Here is a 14,334-nt window from a genome sequence, read left to right as displayed (position 1 = left end):
ATGGAACGCCTGACGCTGACCCGTCCCGACGACTGGCACCTGCACCTGCGCGACGGGGACATCCTCGCCTCGGTGTTGCCGGACACCGTGCGGCGCTTTCGCCGGGCGATCGTGATGCCGAACCTCAAGCCGCCGGTGACCTCGGTGGACGCGGCGGCCGCGTACCGCGACCGCATCCTCGCGGCACTCCCCGACGAGGCCGACTTCGAGCCCCTGATGACGCTCTATCTCACCGAGGAGACCACGCCCGGGATGATCGACGCGGCGCGGCAGTCGGGTTTTGTCCACGCGGTCAAGCTGTATCCCGCCGGGGCGACCACGCATTCCGCCAGCGGGGTCACCGACATCCGCCGCTGCTATCCGGTGTTCGAGGCCATGCAGCAGGCGGGTCTGCCGCTGTTGATCCACGGAGAGGTGACCGACCCGGACGTGGATATTTTCGACCGCGAGGCGGTGTTTATCGAACGCCACCTGGAGCCGCTGGTGCGGGATTTCCCCGAACTGCGGATCGTGCTGGAGCATGTCACTACCGAGGCGGCGGTGTCCTTCGTGGAATCCGCGCCGAATAACGTGGGCGCGACCATCACACCGCAGCACCTGCTTTACAACCGCAATGCGCTGTTTGCCGGCGGCATGCGGCCGCATCATTTCTGTCTGCCGATTCTCAAACGCGAGCGTCACCGGGAAGCATTGGTGCGCGCGGCGACCAGCGGGCACCCGCGCTTCTTCCTCGGGACCGACTCCGCACCGCATCCGCGCCACGCCAAGGAGTCGGCCTGCGGTTGCGCGGGCATCTATTCGGCCCACGCGGCCATCGAGCTGTACGCCGAGGCATTCGCGGCTGCCGGGGCGCTGGATCGGCTGGAGGGTTTCGCCAGTCATCATGGTGCCGATTTCTACGGCATGCCGCGCAACACCGGCACCATCACCCTGGAGCGCGCGGAGTGGACCGTGCCCGAGGCGGTCCTGTTCGGACATGATCCGGGTGTACCCCTGCGGGCGGGCGAGACCGTCGCCTGGCGCGTGGCCGAGTGAAGCCTGTGCCGTTCCCGGGTTTGAACCACGGGGCGGTTGGCGCGGTCTCTCCGGACAGAACCTTTCAATGCGTTTTCGCAAGGAGTTAACGTGCGGGACAGTGTGACCGAACCTGAAGTGCAGCGCGGAACCCTCTGGTTCTGGCTGCTGATCTGCCTGGGAGTGGCGGCAGCCATTATCGGACTGGGCGTGCAGCTGGAACCGGCCGGTGCGGCCATCCTGCGCGCGCCGCTGCAGTCGCCCGCGGCCGGTGCCCTGGGCTTCGGCCTGATGATGATCTGGGCCGCCTATGCCTACGCCCTGTCTGCCGGCAAGGCCGCGGGTTCCCAGGAGATGGGGCTGGTGGTGCTCAACCTGGGCCTGCCGCTGGGCCTGATTGCCCTGTGGACCTGGGAGATCAACGCGCTCTCGTTCTTCGTGGCCGTGGGCTGGGCGATCAGCCTGGGCGGCATGGGCATCCGGCTGTTCCGGCGCGAACCGCTGGCGGGCGTGATGATGCTGCCGATCTTCGGGGTGAGCCTGACGGCCATCCTGCTGTCGCTGACGCTGTGGATGTTGCCGGTGGCCCAGCAGGGCGGTGCCGTCTGACGCCATGTTGCTGAACGAGGCGCAGATCGAGGCGCAGCTGGCCGATGCCGCGCGGCGCGGGGAGTTCGATGATCTGCCCGGCGCCGGGCGGCCGCTGGAGCTGGATGACGACCGCGACGTGCCGGAAGACATGCGCATGGCGTTTCGCATCATGAAGAACGCCGGCTACGTGCCGGAAGAGGTCCGGTTGCGCGGCGAGATCGCCTCGGTGGAGGCCCTGCTGCGCGAGGCCGAAGATTCCGCGGGCCGGGAACGCCATTCGCGTCGTCTGCGTGTGCTGCTGGACCAACTGGCGCGCGAGCGCGGGCGCAGCGGTGGCGATGCCGGCCTGGCCACCGAGTCCGGCTATTTCCGGGCCCTGTGCGCAAGGCTCGATGGCGAGTGAGCCCCCGCGCGGCCGCGGCAGCGCCACACGGCCGGCCGCCCGCTACGAACCCCTGCAGCGCGAACCCGTGGACGACGGCTGGGTCGGGGACGACGAACCCGCCCCCGCGCTGCGCACCGAGGTAACCCCGGAGACGCCGCGCAGCCTGCTGGTGCGCAACGACTCGCCGGATGTCCCGTTTACCCTGTCCATCAATCCCTACCGGGGCTGCGAACATGGCTGCGCCTACTGTTTCGCGCGGCCGGCGCATGCCTATGTGGGGCTGTCGCCCGGGCTGGACTTCGAAAGCCGGCTGTACGTGAAGACCGGCGCCGCGGCCGTGCTGCGGCGCGAGCTGGCCGCGCGCAACTACCGGCCATCACCGGTCGCGCTGGGCATCAACACCGATGCCTACCAGCCGGTGGAACGGGAATGGGGCGTGACCCGCGAGCTGCTGGAGGTGCTGGCGGAGAGCGCGCATCCGGTGTCCATCGTCACCAAGTCGGCGCTGGTGGAACGCGATCTCGACCTGCTGGGGCCGATGGGCCGCGCCGGGCTGGCGCAGGTGGCGGTGTCGCTGACTACTCTGGACCGGGGTCTGTCCCGTCGCCTGGAACCGCGTGCCGCGGCGCCGCAGCGGCGCCTGGAGACCATTCGGCGACTGACCGCGGCCGGGGTTCCGGTCAGCGTGCTGGTGGCGCCGCTGATTCCGGTGCTCACGGATGGCGAGACCGAGGCCCTGCTGGAGGCGGCGGCCGCGGCCGGCGCGGTATCGGCCGATTACGTGCTTCTGCGTCTGCCGCGCGAGGTGGCAGGCCTGTTCGAGGAATGGCTGAAGACCCACGAGCCGCTGAAGGCGGAGCATGTGCTGGCGCGTCTGCGGGAGGCGCACGGCGGGCGGGTGTACGATTCCAGCTTTGGCCAGCGCATGCGGGGTACCGGGGCCTGGGCCGATCTGCTGGGGCAGCGCTTTGTCCTGGCCCGGCGCCGCAGCGGGCTGGATCGCTGGTCGGGCGATCTGGATGTGTCGCAATTCCGTCCGCCGGCCCGGCCACGCTCGGCGGACGATTCCCAGCTCGACCTGTTCTGAATTCGGTCCTGATTGCGCTGCCGCTGGCCGCTTCTTCCGCGCCGCACTTCGCGCTACAGTGGCAAACGGGCAACGGGGAGGTCCCATGGGCGTACGCGTACACGCAGGATCCGGACACGACAGCGGCTGGTGGGGCCCCGTCCACCTCCCGCCGGGGGAGATTGGCCACTGGTCCATCGGGCCGCTCGATCTCTGGCTGCAGCGCCGCGCCGGCGAATGGGACCTGTGGCTGGCGCGCGAACGCGACCCGGACGACAGCGGTTTTCGCCGCGTGGTGCCCGCGCAGAAGCCGGTGCCGGAGAAGCCCGCGGAGCAGCGCCGCTTTGCCGGCACCGGTGATGATGTCGGCGCGTCCCTCGGGGTGGCCCTGGCGGATCGCCCGGTGGTCAGTCGGCCCGAAGCCCCGTTTCATGTGCCTCCCGGGGGCGAAGTCATCCTGTACGTGAGCACGCCGGCGTGGGTTCAGCTGCGCCTGGGCGATGCCCGGGTGCACGAGTTTCCGGCTTATCCGGCCTCGGACACCTGGTTCGGCTCCGATACGGTGGAAGGCGAACTGTGCTATGCGAGCCGCACCGCGGCCCGCATGGCGCTCGACGAGGTACCGGAACGCGTTCACCGCATCGTGACACCGCTGATCGTACGCAACGGTTCCGCGGACACCCTGCTGCTGGAACGGATCAAGCTGCCGGTGACGCGGCTGCCGGTGTACGCCGATCCGCATGGCCGGCTGTGGACCCCGGGGGTGCGTCTGGAGCGCGAGCCCGAGCGTGACATGGCCGAGGTCAAGCTGGGCGAGGGGCCGCCCGCGCACGTGCCCCGGGCCGAGCGGGTGGCTGAACCGCGCGAGGCCGGGGGCAGCCGCTTCAGCCTGCGCACCTTCAGCGCGCTGTTCCAGTAGGAGGCGACATGGAAGACGGATCCTGGATTGCGCGGGGGATCGAACTGATCACCACGGAGGCTGTGCTGGCCTGGGTGCGCGCAGCGATCTACCTGGGCGTGGGGCTGCTGCTGGCGCGCCTGGTCTCGCGCACCCTGATCCGGATCGCCGGTCGGCATCTGGATGCCCAGCAGGCGATGCTGGTGCGCCGGATCGGCTTCTATCTGGTGCTGGTGCTGGCGGTGGTGTCGGCGCTGCGCGAGCTGGGCTTCGATCTCACCGTGCTGCTGGGTGCGGCGGGGATCCTCACGGTCGCCATCGGCTTTGCGTCGCAGACCTCGGCCTCCAACCTGATCTCCGGGCTGTTCCTGATCGGTGAACGCCCGTTCGCCGTGGGCGACGTGATCCGGGTGGGGGATGTCACCGGCGAGGTGCTGTCCATCGACATGCTGTCGGTCAAGCTGCGTACCTTCGATAACCTGATGGTGCGGGTGCCGAACGAGTCGCTGGTCAAATCGCAGCTGACCAACCTGACGCGCTTTCCCATCCGCCGCCTGGACATGCAGATCGGGGTGGCCTATCGCGAAGACATCAACCGGGTGCGCGAGACCCTGATGGACGTGGCCGACCGCGAACCGCTTTGCCTGGAAGAACCGCGGCCACTGTTCATTTTCCTCGAGTTCGGGGACTCTGCGCTCAAGCTGCAGTTTTCGGTGTGGGCAAAGCGGGAGAACTTCCTCGAACTGCGCAACCGGATGCATCCCGCCGTGAAGGAGGCCTTCGACCGGGCCGGCATCGACATCCCGTTTCCGCAACGCACGCTGGGCTCGCTGGCCGGCGAGCCTTTCCCGGTGCGGGTAGTGTCGGCGGGGGAGTCCGGAACGGACGGCTCGGCGGACGCCCCGCCGGTGGACAACACGCCGCGCTGATCAGTGTTTCCTTAACGCAGGTCCAGCCAGACCGGATCGTGGTCGGAGGCGCGCCACGGGCCTTCGCCCGGACGGTCACCATCGAAGCCGAGAAACACCGGTTCGTCAGCGTTGACCGCCCAGGTGTCGGCGGCGATCACGTGCCCGGCGAGCGGCCGCGGGCCGAGCAGGTAATCCAGTTGTCCGGTTCGGCCGCGGAAGACATAAGTGTAGGCCGTGGCGGGCTCTTCGTGGACGAGGTCCTGTTTGCCGGCTTCGCGCAGCACCGTCAGGGGGTCCTCGGCGGCATAGCCGTTGAGATCGCCGGCGATGATCACCGGCGGCTCGCCCGGCTGCGCCGCGCGTTGTTCCGTGATCCATTCCACCAGCCGGTGCGCCTGTTCGGTGCGGCGCTGGTTCCAGCAGCCCTGGCCGCGATCGATGTCGCCGTGTTCCGGGCAGCCGGTCCTGGACTTGAAATGCACCGCGACTACGCCGAAGGGTTCGCCACCGTCGCGCGGGCGGAACCAGCCCAGCAGCGGCGGGCGGTGGTGGACCGGGTCGTTGTCTGCCGCGCTCCCCAGCCGTTCCACGCGCTCGCGGTCGTACAGCAGTCCGACCTGGATGGCATCGCTGCCACTGTCGGGATGCGCGAGCTTTTGCATCGTGGTGGCGTCGTCCAGGGCATCCACGCGCTGGCGCAGTTCGCGCCCGGCGGCCGAGCGGTTTTCCAGTTCGATGAACGCCAGGATATCCATGGCCAGGCCGTCCAGCACCGCATCCAGCTTGGCGACCTGGCGATCCCGTTCCGCGGCATTGCGCGCGCCGCGCTCGCCCAGGGTTACGAAGTCGTTTTCCAGATTGGCCGTCGCGATGCGCAGGACATCGTCCGCCGGGGCCGGCGGCGGTTCGGGACGCTCGCCGCCTTCCCATTCCGGGGGCGCCACCGGGTGCACGCGGTGGGCGCCGAAGGCATGCGTCAGGATGCCCGTGAGGTCCGTCACGCAGCTGCCGGTACGCCGGGTCCCCTGGCCGTCGAGAAAGGGCACCGGGTCCGGGTTCGCGCGGTAGCTGCCGTCGTCCAGCACGATGCGGCGGTCGTGGTCATCGGGCTCGCCGAAAGCCCCGCTCTGGCCCGGGCGGCGCAGGCGCCCGCCGGCGGCGAGGTCCAGACTCCCGTAGCGCGCGAGCTCGCGGTTGGCGATGACCGTGAGGGTCTGGTCGAAGCGTACGCGCACGTCTTCCAGATCCTGCAGGCGGGCGGCGTCGTCGGGCAGGTGCAGGGTCACGGTCTGGGGTGGTTCGCCGCGACGGCAGCGCTCCAGCTCCTGCAACCGGGACAGTTGTGGCCGCCCGTGGTGTCGCCCGAAGCGGCCGCGGATCTGCACGTGATCGCCGGGGCGCAGGTCGGCGTCGTCTTTCCCGGGAGCGTAGACGAACAGCCCGGTGGGCGGGGTGGTGGCGTCGTCCTGCAGGTAGAAGCCACCCAGCGCGTCGTCGCCGTAGAACACCCCGCTGATCGTGCCCTCGGCGACCACCCGGCGGTCTTCGTCCACCGCGCCGCTGCGCAGTTCGCTCAGGGACGCCAGCCGGTCGAGCGGCGGGGCGGGGCAGTCGGCCGCCGCCGTCGCCGCCGGGACGAGGGCCAGCAGCAGGAAGAGGCCGGCGGTGCCGGTCAGGACGCGCCGTGCGGAGCGCGGGGCGTGGTGCAGTAAGCGATGCATGGGTTCATCCTTGACGGGCATGTGACGGCGCCCGGCGATTTCGTGGTGTGATTTCCGTATACTGCGGCGCCTTCCCCGCCCGCGGACAGGAGCGAACGGCGATGGCGATCTGGATCGCGACCCTGCTGGGAATCGTACAGGGTATTTTCATGTTCGTGCCGGTGAGTTCAACCGCGCACCTGGTACTGACCCAGCACTGGCTCATTGGTCAGGGGCACGAGCTGCCGCCGCCGGAGAGTCCGGAGATGATCCTGTTCGATCTGGTGGTGCACGTGGGCACACTGGTGTCGATCGTCTATGTGTTCCGCCGCAGCCTGTGGCAGCTCTCCGGCGGGATCGTGCGCGAGAGCTGGCAGTGGGCCTCGCGCCATGGCGACGCGCGCCGCGAGATGCTGTACTTCCGCCTCGGGATGCTGTGCGTGCTGTCGGTGGCCGCGACCGCCGTGGTGGGCTTCACCCTCAAGACGACCTTCGAGCACGTCTTCGCAAACCCGGTGCTGATCGCCGGGACCCTGACCCTGACCGGCGTATTGCTGTGGTGGACCGACCGCCTGAGCCGGCGGCCGCTGGGGCTGCGCAAGCTGAACCCGCGCATCGCGACGGTGATCGGCGTGGCCCAGGGCTTTGCCCTGGTGCCCGGGCTCAGCCGCAGCGGCATGACCATCGTGTTTGGCCTGTTCAGCGGGCTCAAGCGGCGCTGGGCGGCGGAATACAGCTTCTTCCTCGCGATCCCGACCATCCTCGCGGCCACCGCCGTGCAGTCGCTGGATGTGTTCAACCACGACGGCCTGGGCGATCTGCCGTGGAGTGCGCTGATCACCGGGTTCGTGGTCTCTGCGGTGGTCGGCGTGGTGTCGCTGAAGATGGTGCTGTTCTTCCTCTATCGCTCCAGCCTGAAGGTGTTCTCCATCTATGTGTGGATCCTGGCCTTCCTCGTGCTGTTCGGGTTCCTCGATACCGGCGTGATGTACGGCCACTGAACCACCGCGTCACTCCGGCCCGCGCAGCACCGTGAGCGGTGCCTGATCCAGCACCCGCCGGGTTCCCAGCCACCCGGCCAGCGCGATGCCCAGGGTGCCGCCGCCGATCCCGTAGACGAACGTCATCGGGTTGACGCGGTAGTCGAAGTCGAACACCTGCCAGGCCAGCAGGGCCCCGATCACCGTGGCGATGATCGCGGCCAGCAGCCCGGCGAGGAAACCCAGTGTCCCGAATTCGGCCAGCAGCGCGTTGCGGATGTCGCGTCGCCGCGCCCCCAGGGTCCGCAGCAGGGCGGCCTCGCGCCGGCGGACGTCGCGGGTTGCCTGGACCGCGGCGAACAGCACCGTCAGACCGGCCACCAGGGTGAACAGGAATACGTACTCCACCGCGCGCGTGGCCTGTTCGATGATGTCGCGCACGCGCTCCAGGATCGCGCTGACATCGATCGCGGTGACCGCCGGGAAATCGCGCAGCCAGCGGCTCTGGGCGTCGCGCATGTCCTCCGGCAGGCGGAACGCGGTGATATAGGTGCGCGGCTGCTCGTCCAGCAGGGCCGGGGCACCGGTGACGAAGAAATTCACCCGGAAGCTGTCCCAGTTCACCTCGCGCACGTTCGTGATGCTCCCGCGTACCGCGCGTCCGCCGATGCGGAAGGTCAGGCTGTCGCCCAGCTCCAGTTCCAGGCGCTCCATCAGTCCGGCCTCAACCGAGAGCCCGTCGGACTCCGGCTGGTCGAGGGTCCAGTGACCTTCCACCACCGGATTGTGCTCCGGCGGTTCGTCCGCATACGAGAGGTTGAACTCGCGGTCCAGCAGGCGCCGGGTGCGTTCGTCGTCGAAGTCCCCGGGTCCCACCGGCAGGTCGTTGATGGCGACCAGTCGGCCGCGGATCATCGGGTCCATCTGCGGGCGTTCCAGTCCGGCCTCCTCCATGCGATCCGCCAGCGGCTCCTGTTCGCCGGGCTGGATGTTCACGTAGAAGTGGTTGGGCGCGTCCTCGGGGATGCTGGCATCCCAGGCCTCCAGCAGGTCGACGCGCACGATCGCCAGCAGCAACAGCGCGAGGATGCCCACGCTGAAGGCCACCAGCTGCACCGCGCTGAGTCCGCCGCGGCGGGACAGATTGGCCAGGCCGAAGCGCAGGGCGATGCCGCCGCGATCGCGCAGCGGGCGTACCGCCAGCACCAGAGCCGCCCCCAGCAGGCCGAGGATCAGCAGGGCCCCGGCGGTGCCCAGCAGGACCCACAGGGCCAGCTGCGGATCGGCGGCCTGCCACCACAGCAGCGCCCCGAACGCCGCCACCGCCAGTGCGCCCGAGAGCCAGACGGAGGCCGAGGGCAGGCCGATGTCGCGGCGCAGCACCCGCAGCGGCGGGACCTGTCCGATGCGCAGCATGGCGGGCAGGGCGAAGCCGGCGGCGGTGATCAGCCCGACGCCCAGTCCGGCGACGACCGGTCGCAGCCCCGGCGGGGGCAGATCACCGTCCAGCCAGTCACCCAGCAGGGCCGAGAGCACGAACTGCGCGAGGAACCCGAGGGCCAGACCAATGAGTGAGGCGATGACCGCCACCAGCAGCACGCGGCCGAAATAGACCGCCAGCACCCGCCGGGCGCTGGCCCCCAGAGCCCGCATGATCGCAGCCGAATCGGCTCGGCGCTGAGCGAAGTGATGGGCGGCCACCGCGATGGCCGCGCCGGCCAGCAGCACGGCCATCAGCGACGCCAGGCCGAGAAAGCGTTCCGCGCGTTCCACCGCCGCGCGCAGTTCGGGGGCGGCATCCTCCAGGCCCTGGATGCGCTGGCCGGGTTCCAGGCGGGGCTCCAGCCAGTCGGTGTAGGCCTCCACCACGGAATCGATCCCGGAGAGATAGAACTGGTAGTTCACACGGCTGCCCGGGCCGATCAGTTCGGTGGACTCGAGATCCTCGTAGGCGAGCATCAGGCGCGGGGCGAGATCGGTGAGGGCGCTGCCACGGTCCGGTTCCAGGGTCAGCACGGCGGTGATTTCCAGATCACGGCGACCGACCGTCACCGTATCCCCCGGCTCCAGGCCCAGGTCGTTCAGCAGGGCCCCCTCGAGCCAGGCCTCGCCGGGTTCCGGGCCGTGGGTGATCGTGTGTTCCTGGCCGTAGGGGTCGCGGATGCGTGCCTCGCCGACCAGCGGCCAGTCGGGATCCACCGCGCGCAGGGAGCTCAGGCGCGACTGGTCGTCCGCACCGAACAATACCGAGGGGAGGGCAGCCGAACGGACGGATTGCAGGCCGCGCTCGCGCGCCTCGTCCACCCATTCATCCGGTACCGGGCTGCGTGAGGTGATGGCCAGATCGCCTCCCAGCAGGGATGCCGCCTGATCGGCCATGCCGCGGTCGACCCGGTCGGTGAAGAAGCCGACCGCCGCCACCGCGGCCACCGCGACCACCAGCGCGGCGGCCAGCACCCGCAGCTCGGCCGAGCGCCATTCCTGCCAGGTGCCGCGCAGCCAGCCGCGCAGATTGCGCAGGCCCGTATGTCGATTCATGCCAGCACTCCGTCCTGAATGCGGATGATGCGGTCGCAGCGGCTGGCCAGTTCGGGGTCGTGGGTGACCAGTAGCAGGGCGGTAGGCGTGCGCCCGGGCTCGGCGTCATGGGCCAGCGCGAACAGGTGCTCGATGATGGGCTCGCCGGTACGTCCGTCGAGGTTGCCAGTGGGTTCGTCGGCGAACAGGATGGCGGGGTGATCCACAATGGCGCGGGCTATGGCCACGCGCTGCTGTTCGCCCCCGGAGAGCTGGTGCGGATAATGCCGGGCACGCTGTGCGAGCCCGACCCGGTCCAGCGCCTCGTTTGCGCGGCGGGTGAGCTCCGCGCCGGATTGCGCCTCGTGCTCAGGGTTGAGTTCCAGCGGTAGCAAGACGTTCTCCAGCGCACTCAGTGCCGGCAGCAGCTGGAATGACTGGAACACGAATCCGACCCGGCCGGCGCGCAGGGCGGCGCGGCCATCCTCGTCCAGTTCGCTGATGGTCTGCCCCAGCAGGCGAACTTCTCCGCCACTGGGGGCGTCAAGACCTGCGAGGAGACCGAGGAGGGTCGACTTGCCCGAGCCGGAGGCGCCGAGGATGGCGACCGTCTCGCCCGGGTTGACCGCCAGGGACACGCCGCGAAGGATGTCCAGCGTGCCGCTGGGTCCCTCCACCCGCTGGTGCAGGTCCGTGGCTTCGAGTACCGCTTGCGAGGATGCATCCATGTTGCGTTTCCCGTTCATCGTCGTAGGGCTGTTTGCCCTGCTATTGAGTCTTCCGCTGGCCGCGAATTCCCCGGAAGAGACCAATTCTTCCGCATCCGTCGATGGGGAGAACGGGGCTCACCCGCTGCTGGTGTTCGGCGACTCGCTCAGTACCGCCTGGGGCATGGACGAGTCCGAAGGCTGGGTGGCCCTGCTGGAGGAACGCCTCGCCGACCGCGACGCGGCCTGGGAGGTGCACAACGCCTCGATCAGCGGCGAGACCACCGCGGGCGGGCGCCAGCGTCTGCCCGACAATCTGGAGCGCACCGAACCCGATCTCGTCATCCTGGAGCTGGGCGGCAACGATGGCCTGCGCGGCCTGTCGCCGGCAGCCATGCGCGACAACCTGGAGGCCATGCTCGACGCCATCGACGCGGCCGGGGCCGAGACGCTCTTGCTGGGCATCCGCATTCCGCCCAACTACGGTCCCCAGTATACGGACCGCTTCGAGGCCGTGTTTCGCGACCTGGCGGAGGAACGCGAGCTGGCTTTCGAGCCGTTCTTTCTGGACGGGATCGCCGATGACGACGTGATGATGCACGACGACGGGATTCACCCCTCCGCCGAGGCCCAGCCGCAGCTTCTGGACAATCTGTGGCCGTCGCTGAAGCCAGTGCTGGAGCGGGTAGAGAGGGAAGAGCGGCAATGAACGCCGCCAGCGGGTCGTGAAGCCCCGACCGGGCGTTCCGGCACGCGGGACGAATCAGGCGGGAGCGGTTCAGGCGTGGACGCAACGGTGAGGATACCGCCACGCCGGGAATCAATCGCCGCTCAGTTCCTCGCGACAGCGCCGCAGCACGTCCTCCGGGATCAGCGCGCGCAGCACCGGATGCAGGTCCGGCTCCACCTCGCTCATCACCGGCAGGGTGCGCACCCGCGAGTGGCGCGACAGCGGATCGCCGTACTGGTTGGTCTGAATGCTGCGATCGACCCCGGCCTCCATCAGCGCGATCCCGGGCTGGCCGCCGGGACCCTCGTCAAGGATGTCGACCAGTTCGACCACTTTGCCGTCGACCTCGCCACGCAGTCCGACCAGCGGACAGAGCAGGTCGATCAGGCGGCCGGTTTGCTCCGAGTTCAGCTTCTCCATGACCGTACATTAGTTCGCCGGCGCGCGGGGCGCCACCCCGTGCCGCCACGCTAATCTGAATTGCACCCGATGCGAGCAGAACGGTGGGAGCCTGCTTGCAGGCGAACAGGACGGCGTTTTCGACATGCGGTCTGCCACGCGTATAATCCGGTTTCCCGCCCGCGTCTCCGTAGCTCAGCTGGACAGAGCAACCCCCTCCTAAGGGGTAGGTCGCAGGTTCGAATCCTGCCGGGGACGCCATCTTTCCATCTTGTTCCATCCTGATGCGTCCATCAATAAAGGCCAAAAACCGCAATTTATTGGTGCTGGCAGTCCTTGCTTGTCTGGCGCTTTCTATGGACAGCTCCGCACCTTCGGGGGTGCTTTTGGGGGTAGAAAGCCCGATTGGCCCTGTGTCACCTTGCTGAGAGACCCCCATGCCCAAGCCAACCAATAAGCTGACTGCCGCCGCGCTGGCAGCCGCCAAGTACGAAGGGCGGCCCCGCAAGCTGTTTGATGGCGGCGGCCTGTACGTCCCCATTCAGGCATCCGGTCGCTATTGGCGGCCGTATCGATCAAGGTTGTCGAAGTCTTTGTCAATTCGCCTTCGATCTTGTCGAAAAACTCAGCATGGGTTTCGCAAAGTTACCTTTCTTGTCATTGCCCTGGTGGTTGCGGTGCTTAGTTTCGTGCATAGCTTTCCCTCAATTTGTCTTTGGCCTCGGTCCTCTTTGTCCGGGCGAATGTTGGCCGTCCCTGTCGGCCGCCCGGATTGTGCATGCCCGTGTCCTGTTGGTGCTTTAATGTCCTTGCCGGATATGAGGCATCTGTTTGAGCGGATTTCTCCCTGATCTCGAATCAGGCGCGATCCGACATCTACTCCTCACGCTGAGGGTTCGTGAGCTTTCGGAACGGATAGGCGAGCATATGGACCATCAGGAGCAAGGTGGTAGCGACGATGCCGAGGAGGCTGGCCACGATAGTCAGGAGCGCCTTCGACATAACCACGGGATGCCGTAGAGCGCCCAAGACAAACATGACGATCAGAAAGAAGATGAGCGTGTTCCAGAAGTTGTAAGCTTCGACGTATTGTTCGATCAAGACTTGCTCCTGTGTGGGTAGGTGAGTCGCCTGGGTGCGCGCCGGGAAGGTTGCCACGCGATTGGAGATCGACGTTGTACGTCGGGTAGTCCCATTTCGGTGTTTGGAACAGGCTAGAAGGATTCTCGACGTATGTCATGGGCGACAACCTTGCGGGGCCCGCCTGTCTGAGGGTAACCAACGGCGATCTCATGGTGCGACGCGCGGAGAATGTGGCACGAATCCAGGCGAGTCTTCCCGGGTGTCGAGGCTGTCGGCATCGGGGGTGGCCCGGAGCTGGCCGTGGCGCGCTCAGGCAATTCGGCGGAATCTTTCTTCGCATTGTTCGATACCCTCGCGGGTTGCAGTGGCGGCACGTTGGCGACTTGCGGGGCGCCTCCCCAGCAAGCTACCCTTGGCCATGTTCATGGCGGCTCAACAAGCAAACTTTCGTTGCACCATTATGGTGCAAATGTGGGCTTGGCAACCTGTTGAAAGTAGCGATGGTTTTCGCGGCGAAAGAGTCTGACCGATGCCCCGACTGAAAGGGGATTAAGACGTGGTCGGGCATGATTACTTCTCCTTATTGTTCCGTCTGACCGATGCCCCGACTGAAAGGGGATTAAGACTGTAAGAGTCGGCGTACCGAACAGCCTCGGAGCGTCTGACCGATGCCCCGACTGAAAGGGGATTAAGACCCAGAACGACTGCAGAGCTTCGAAGAGGCGGGCGTCTGACCGATGCCCCGACTGAAAGGGGATTAAGACCGCCCGGGCCGACGCATATAGACCACCCCTCGGGTCTGACCGATGCCCCGACTGAAAGGGGATTAAGACAACCCCTCCTTATGGGGTTCCCGTCCGTGGGGGGTCTGACCGATGCCCCGACTGAAAGGGGATTAAGACGATATTTTCCGCTGTCAGTGAATTTCATGGCTTGTCTGACCGATGCCCCGACTGAAAGGGGATTAAGACGGCCATCACGAACGCCTCCTGCCCCGGGGCAGTCTGACCGATGCCCCGACTGAAAGGGGATTAAGACCATGAACGCGTGTTTCAGCATTCATGGGCTGTGGGTCTGACCGATGCCCCGACTGAAAGGGGATTAAGACGCGTTTCCAACGCCTTATCGTGCCTATCGAGTAGTCTGACCGATGCCCCGACTGAAAGGGGATTAAGACCCGATGTCCAGGATTTCCTGGACGGTGTACTCCGTCTGACCGATGCCCCGACTGAAAGGGGATTAAGACCAGACTGTGGGATCCTGTTCCGCGAACGTTTCGTCTGACCGATGCCCCGACTGAAAGGGGATTAAGACCTTCGCTCAGAACTGCTGATGTGGTGGTCAAGTGATTTC

13 protein-coding genes, 1 tRNA gene and 1 CRISPR repeat array are annotated in these 14,334 nt (G+C 67.3%); of the genes, 9 read left to right on the top strand and 5 right to left on the bottom strand.

The features are described from left to right. From pyrC to B1A74_RS08425, 6 genes are all read left to right on the top strand, one after another. A complete protein-coding gene (pyrC, locus tag B1A74_RS08450) occupies positions 1–1,035 on the top strand; it encodes a dihydroorotase (protein WP_018946119.1) in 1,035 nt (344 codons plus the stop codon). A gap of 102 nt (positions 1,036–1,137) precedes the next feature. Next, complete coding sequence (locus tag B1A74_RS08445; RefSeq protein WP_026288880.1) at positions 1,138–1,623, top strand: hypothetical protein; 486 nt, start codon at positions 1,138–1,140, stop codon at positions 1,621–1,623. 4 nt (positions 1,624–1,627) lie between these two features. After that, on the top strand, positions 1,628–2,008 hold the full coding sequence (locus B1A74_RS08440; protein ID WP_018946117.1) for a DnaJ family domain-containing protein: 381 nt from the start codon (positions 1,628–1,630) through the stop codon (positions 2,006–2,008). Continuing rightward, the gene (locus B1A74_RS08435; protein WP_077244366.1) at positions 1,998–3,077 is read left to right on the top strand and encodes a PA0069 family radical SAM protein; all 1,080 of its coding nucleotides are present in this window, start codon (positions 1,998–2,000) and stop codon (positions 3,075–3,077) included. The genes B1A74_RS08440 and B1A74_RS08435 overlap by 11 nt, the downstream gene beginning before the upstream one ends. A gap of 85 nt (positions 3,078–3,162) precedes the next feature. After that, complete coding sequence (locus tag B1A74_RS08430; protein ID WP_018946115.1) at positions 3,163–3,975, top strand: hypothetical protein; 813 nt, start codon at positions 3,163–3,165, stop codon at positions 3,973–3,975. A gap of 8 nt (positions 3,976–3,983) precedes the next feature. Then, complete coding sequence (locus B1A74_RS08425; protein WP_019570376.1) at positions 3,984–4,883, top strand: mechanosensitive ion channel family protein; 900 nt, start codon at positions 3,984–3,986, stop codon at positions 4,881–4,883. Between the two features lie 11 nt (positions 4,884–4,894). On the opposite strand, the gene B1A74_RS08420 is transcribed toward B1A74_RS08425, so the two are convergent. Next, on the bottom strand, positions 4,895–6,586 hold the full coding sequence (locus B1A74_RS08420) for an ExeM/NucH family extracellular endonuclease (RefSeq protein WP_167769408.1): 1,692 nt from the start codon (positions 6,584–6,586) through the stop codon (positions 4,895–4,897). A 101-nt stretch (positions 6,587–6,687) separates the two neighbouring features. Here B1A74_RS08420 and B1A74_RS08415 point away from each other — a divergent pair, with 101 nt between their 5' ends. Further along, complete coding sequence (locus B1A74_RS08415; protein WP_018946112.1) at positions 6,688–7,566, top strand: undecaprenyl-diphosphate phosphatase; 879 nt, start codon at positions 6,688–6,690, stop codon at positions 7,564–7,566. 9 nt (positions 7,567–7,575) lie between these two features. On the opposite strand, the gene B1A74_RS08410 is transcribed toward B1A74_RS08415, so the two are convergent. Together B1A74_RS08410 and B1A74_RS08405 are read right to left on the bottom strand one after the other, a co-directional pair. Then, positions 7,576–10,083 (bottom strand): ABC transporter permease, encoded by a 2,508-nt coding sequence (locus tag B1A74_RS08410; RefSeq protein ID WP_077244364.1) that lies wholly within the window; start codon positions 10,081–10,083, stop codon positions 7,576–7,578. Then, entirely contained in the window at positions 10,080–10,790 is a 711-nt protein-coding gene (locus tag B1A74_RS08405; RefSeq protein WP_077244363.1) for an ABC transporter ATP-binding protein, read from the bottom strand. Before B1A74_RS08405 ends, B1A74_RS08410 begins: the two co-directional genes overlap by 4 nt. Here B1A74_RS08405 and B1A74_RS08400 point away from each other — a divergent pair. Then, entirely contained in the window at positions 10,789–11,478 is a 690-nt protein-coding gene (locus B1A74_RS08400) for an arylesterase (RefSeq protein WP_018946109.1), read from the top strand. The genes B1A74_RS08405 and B1A74_RS08400 overlap by 2 nt on opposite strands. Before the next feature lie 111 nt (positions 11,479–11,589). On the opposite strand, the gene B1A74_RS08395 is transcribed toward B1A74_RS08400, so the two are convergent. Continuing rightward, positions 11,590–11,919, bottom strand: a complete 330-nt coding sequence (locus tag B1A74_RS08395; RefSeq protein WP_018946108.1) for a hypothetical protein — start codon at positions 11,917–11,919, stop codon at positions 11,590–11,592. Between the two features lie 163 nt (positions 11,920–12,082). Between B1A74_RS08395 and B1A74_RS08390 the strand changes: the two genes are divergently transcribed. After that, positions 12,083–12,159, top strand: a tRNA-Arg gene (locus B1A74_RS08390). Between the two features lie 615 nt (positions 12,160–12,774). Here B1A74_RS08390 and B1A74_RS08380 read toward each other — a convergent pair. After that, entirely contained in the window at positions 12,775–12,999 is a 225-nt protein-coding gene (locus B1A74_RS08380) for a hypothetical protein (RefSeq protein ID WP_077244361.1), read from the bottom strand. A gap of 502 nt (positions 13,000–13,501) precedes the next feature. After that, a CRISPR array of direct repeats spans positions 13,502–14,295; the repeat unit is 36 nt; unit sequence GTCTGACCGATGCCCCGACTGAAAGGGGATTAAGAC. Positions 14,296–14,334 lie beyond the last annotated feature (39 nt).

It is taken from the genome of Thioalkalivibrio halophilus, assembly GCF_001995255.1.
Taxonomy (GTDB): domain Bacteria; phylum Pseudomonadota; class Gammaproteobacteria; order Ectothiorhodospirales; family Ectothiorhodospiraceae; genus Thioalkalivibrio; species Thioalkalivibrio halophilus.
Note: the sequence above shows the minus strand (reverse complement) of the source record. Positions and strands in the feature narration are given on the sequence as shown.

Bases quoted from the DNA above. Each gene is read 5' to 3' on its own strand.
- B1A74_RS08430 (WP_018946115.1), top strand. From the start codon at position 3,163: ATGGGCGTACGCGTACACGCAGGATCCGGACACGACAGCGGCTGGTGG.
- B1A74_RS08400 (WP_018946109.1), top strand. From the start codon at position 10,789: ATGTTGCGTTTCCCGTTCATCGTCGTAGGGCTGTTTGCCCTGCTATTG.
- B1A74_RS08405 (WP_077244363.1), bottom strand. From the start codon at position 10,790: ATGGATGCATCCTCGCAAGCGGTACTCGAAGCCACGGACCTGCACCAG.
- B1A74_RS08440 (WP_018946117.1), top strand. From the start codon at position 1,628: ATGTTGCTGAACGAGGCGCAGATCGAGGCGCAGCTGGCCGATGCCGCG.
- pyrC (WP_018946119.1), top strand. From the start codon at position 1: ATGGAACGCCTGACGCTGACCCGTCCCGACGACTGGCACCTGCACCTG.
- B1A74_RS08435 (WP_077244366.1), top strand. From the start codon at position 1,998: ATGGCGAGTGAGCCCCCGCGCGGCCGCGGCAGCGCCACACGGCCGGCC.
- B1A74_RS08415 (WP_018946112.1), top strand. From the start codon at position 6,688: ATGGCGATCTGGATCGCGACCCTGCTGGGAATCGTACAGGGTATTTTC.
- B1A74_RS08425 (WP_019570376.1), top strand. From the start codon at position 3,984: ATGGAAGACGGATCCTGGATTGCGCGGGGGATCGAACTGATCACCACG.
- B1A74_RS08420 (WP_167769408.1), bottom strand. From the start codon at position 6,586: ATGCATCGCTTACTGCACCACGCCCCGCGCTCCGCACGGCGCGTCCTG.
- B1A74_RS08395 (WP_018946108.1), bottom strand. From the start codon at position 11,919: ATGGAGAAGCTGAACTCGGAGCAAACCGGCCGCCTGATCGACCTGCTC.
- B1A74_RS08410 (WP_077244364.1), bottom strand. From the start codon at position 10,083: ATGAATCGACATACGGGCCTGCGCAATCTGCGCGGCTGGCTGCGCGGC.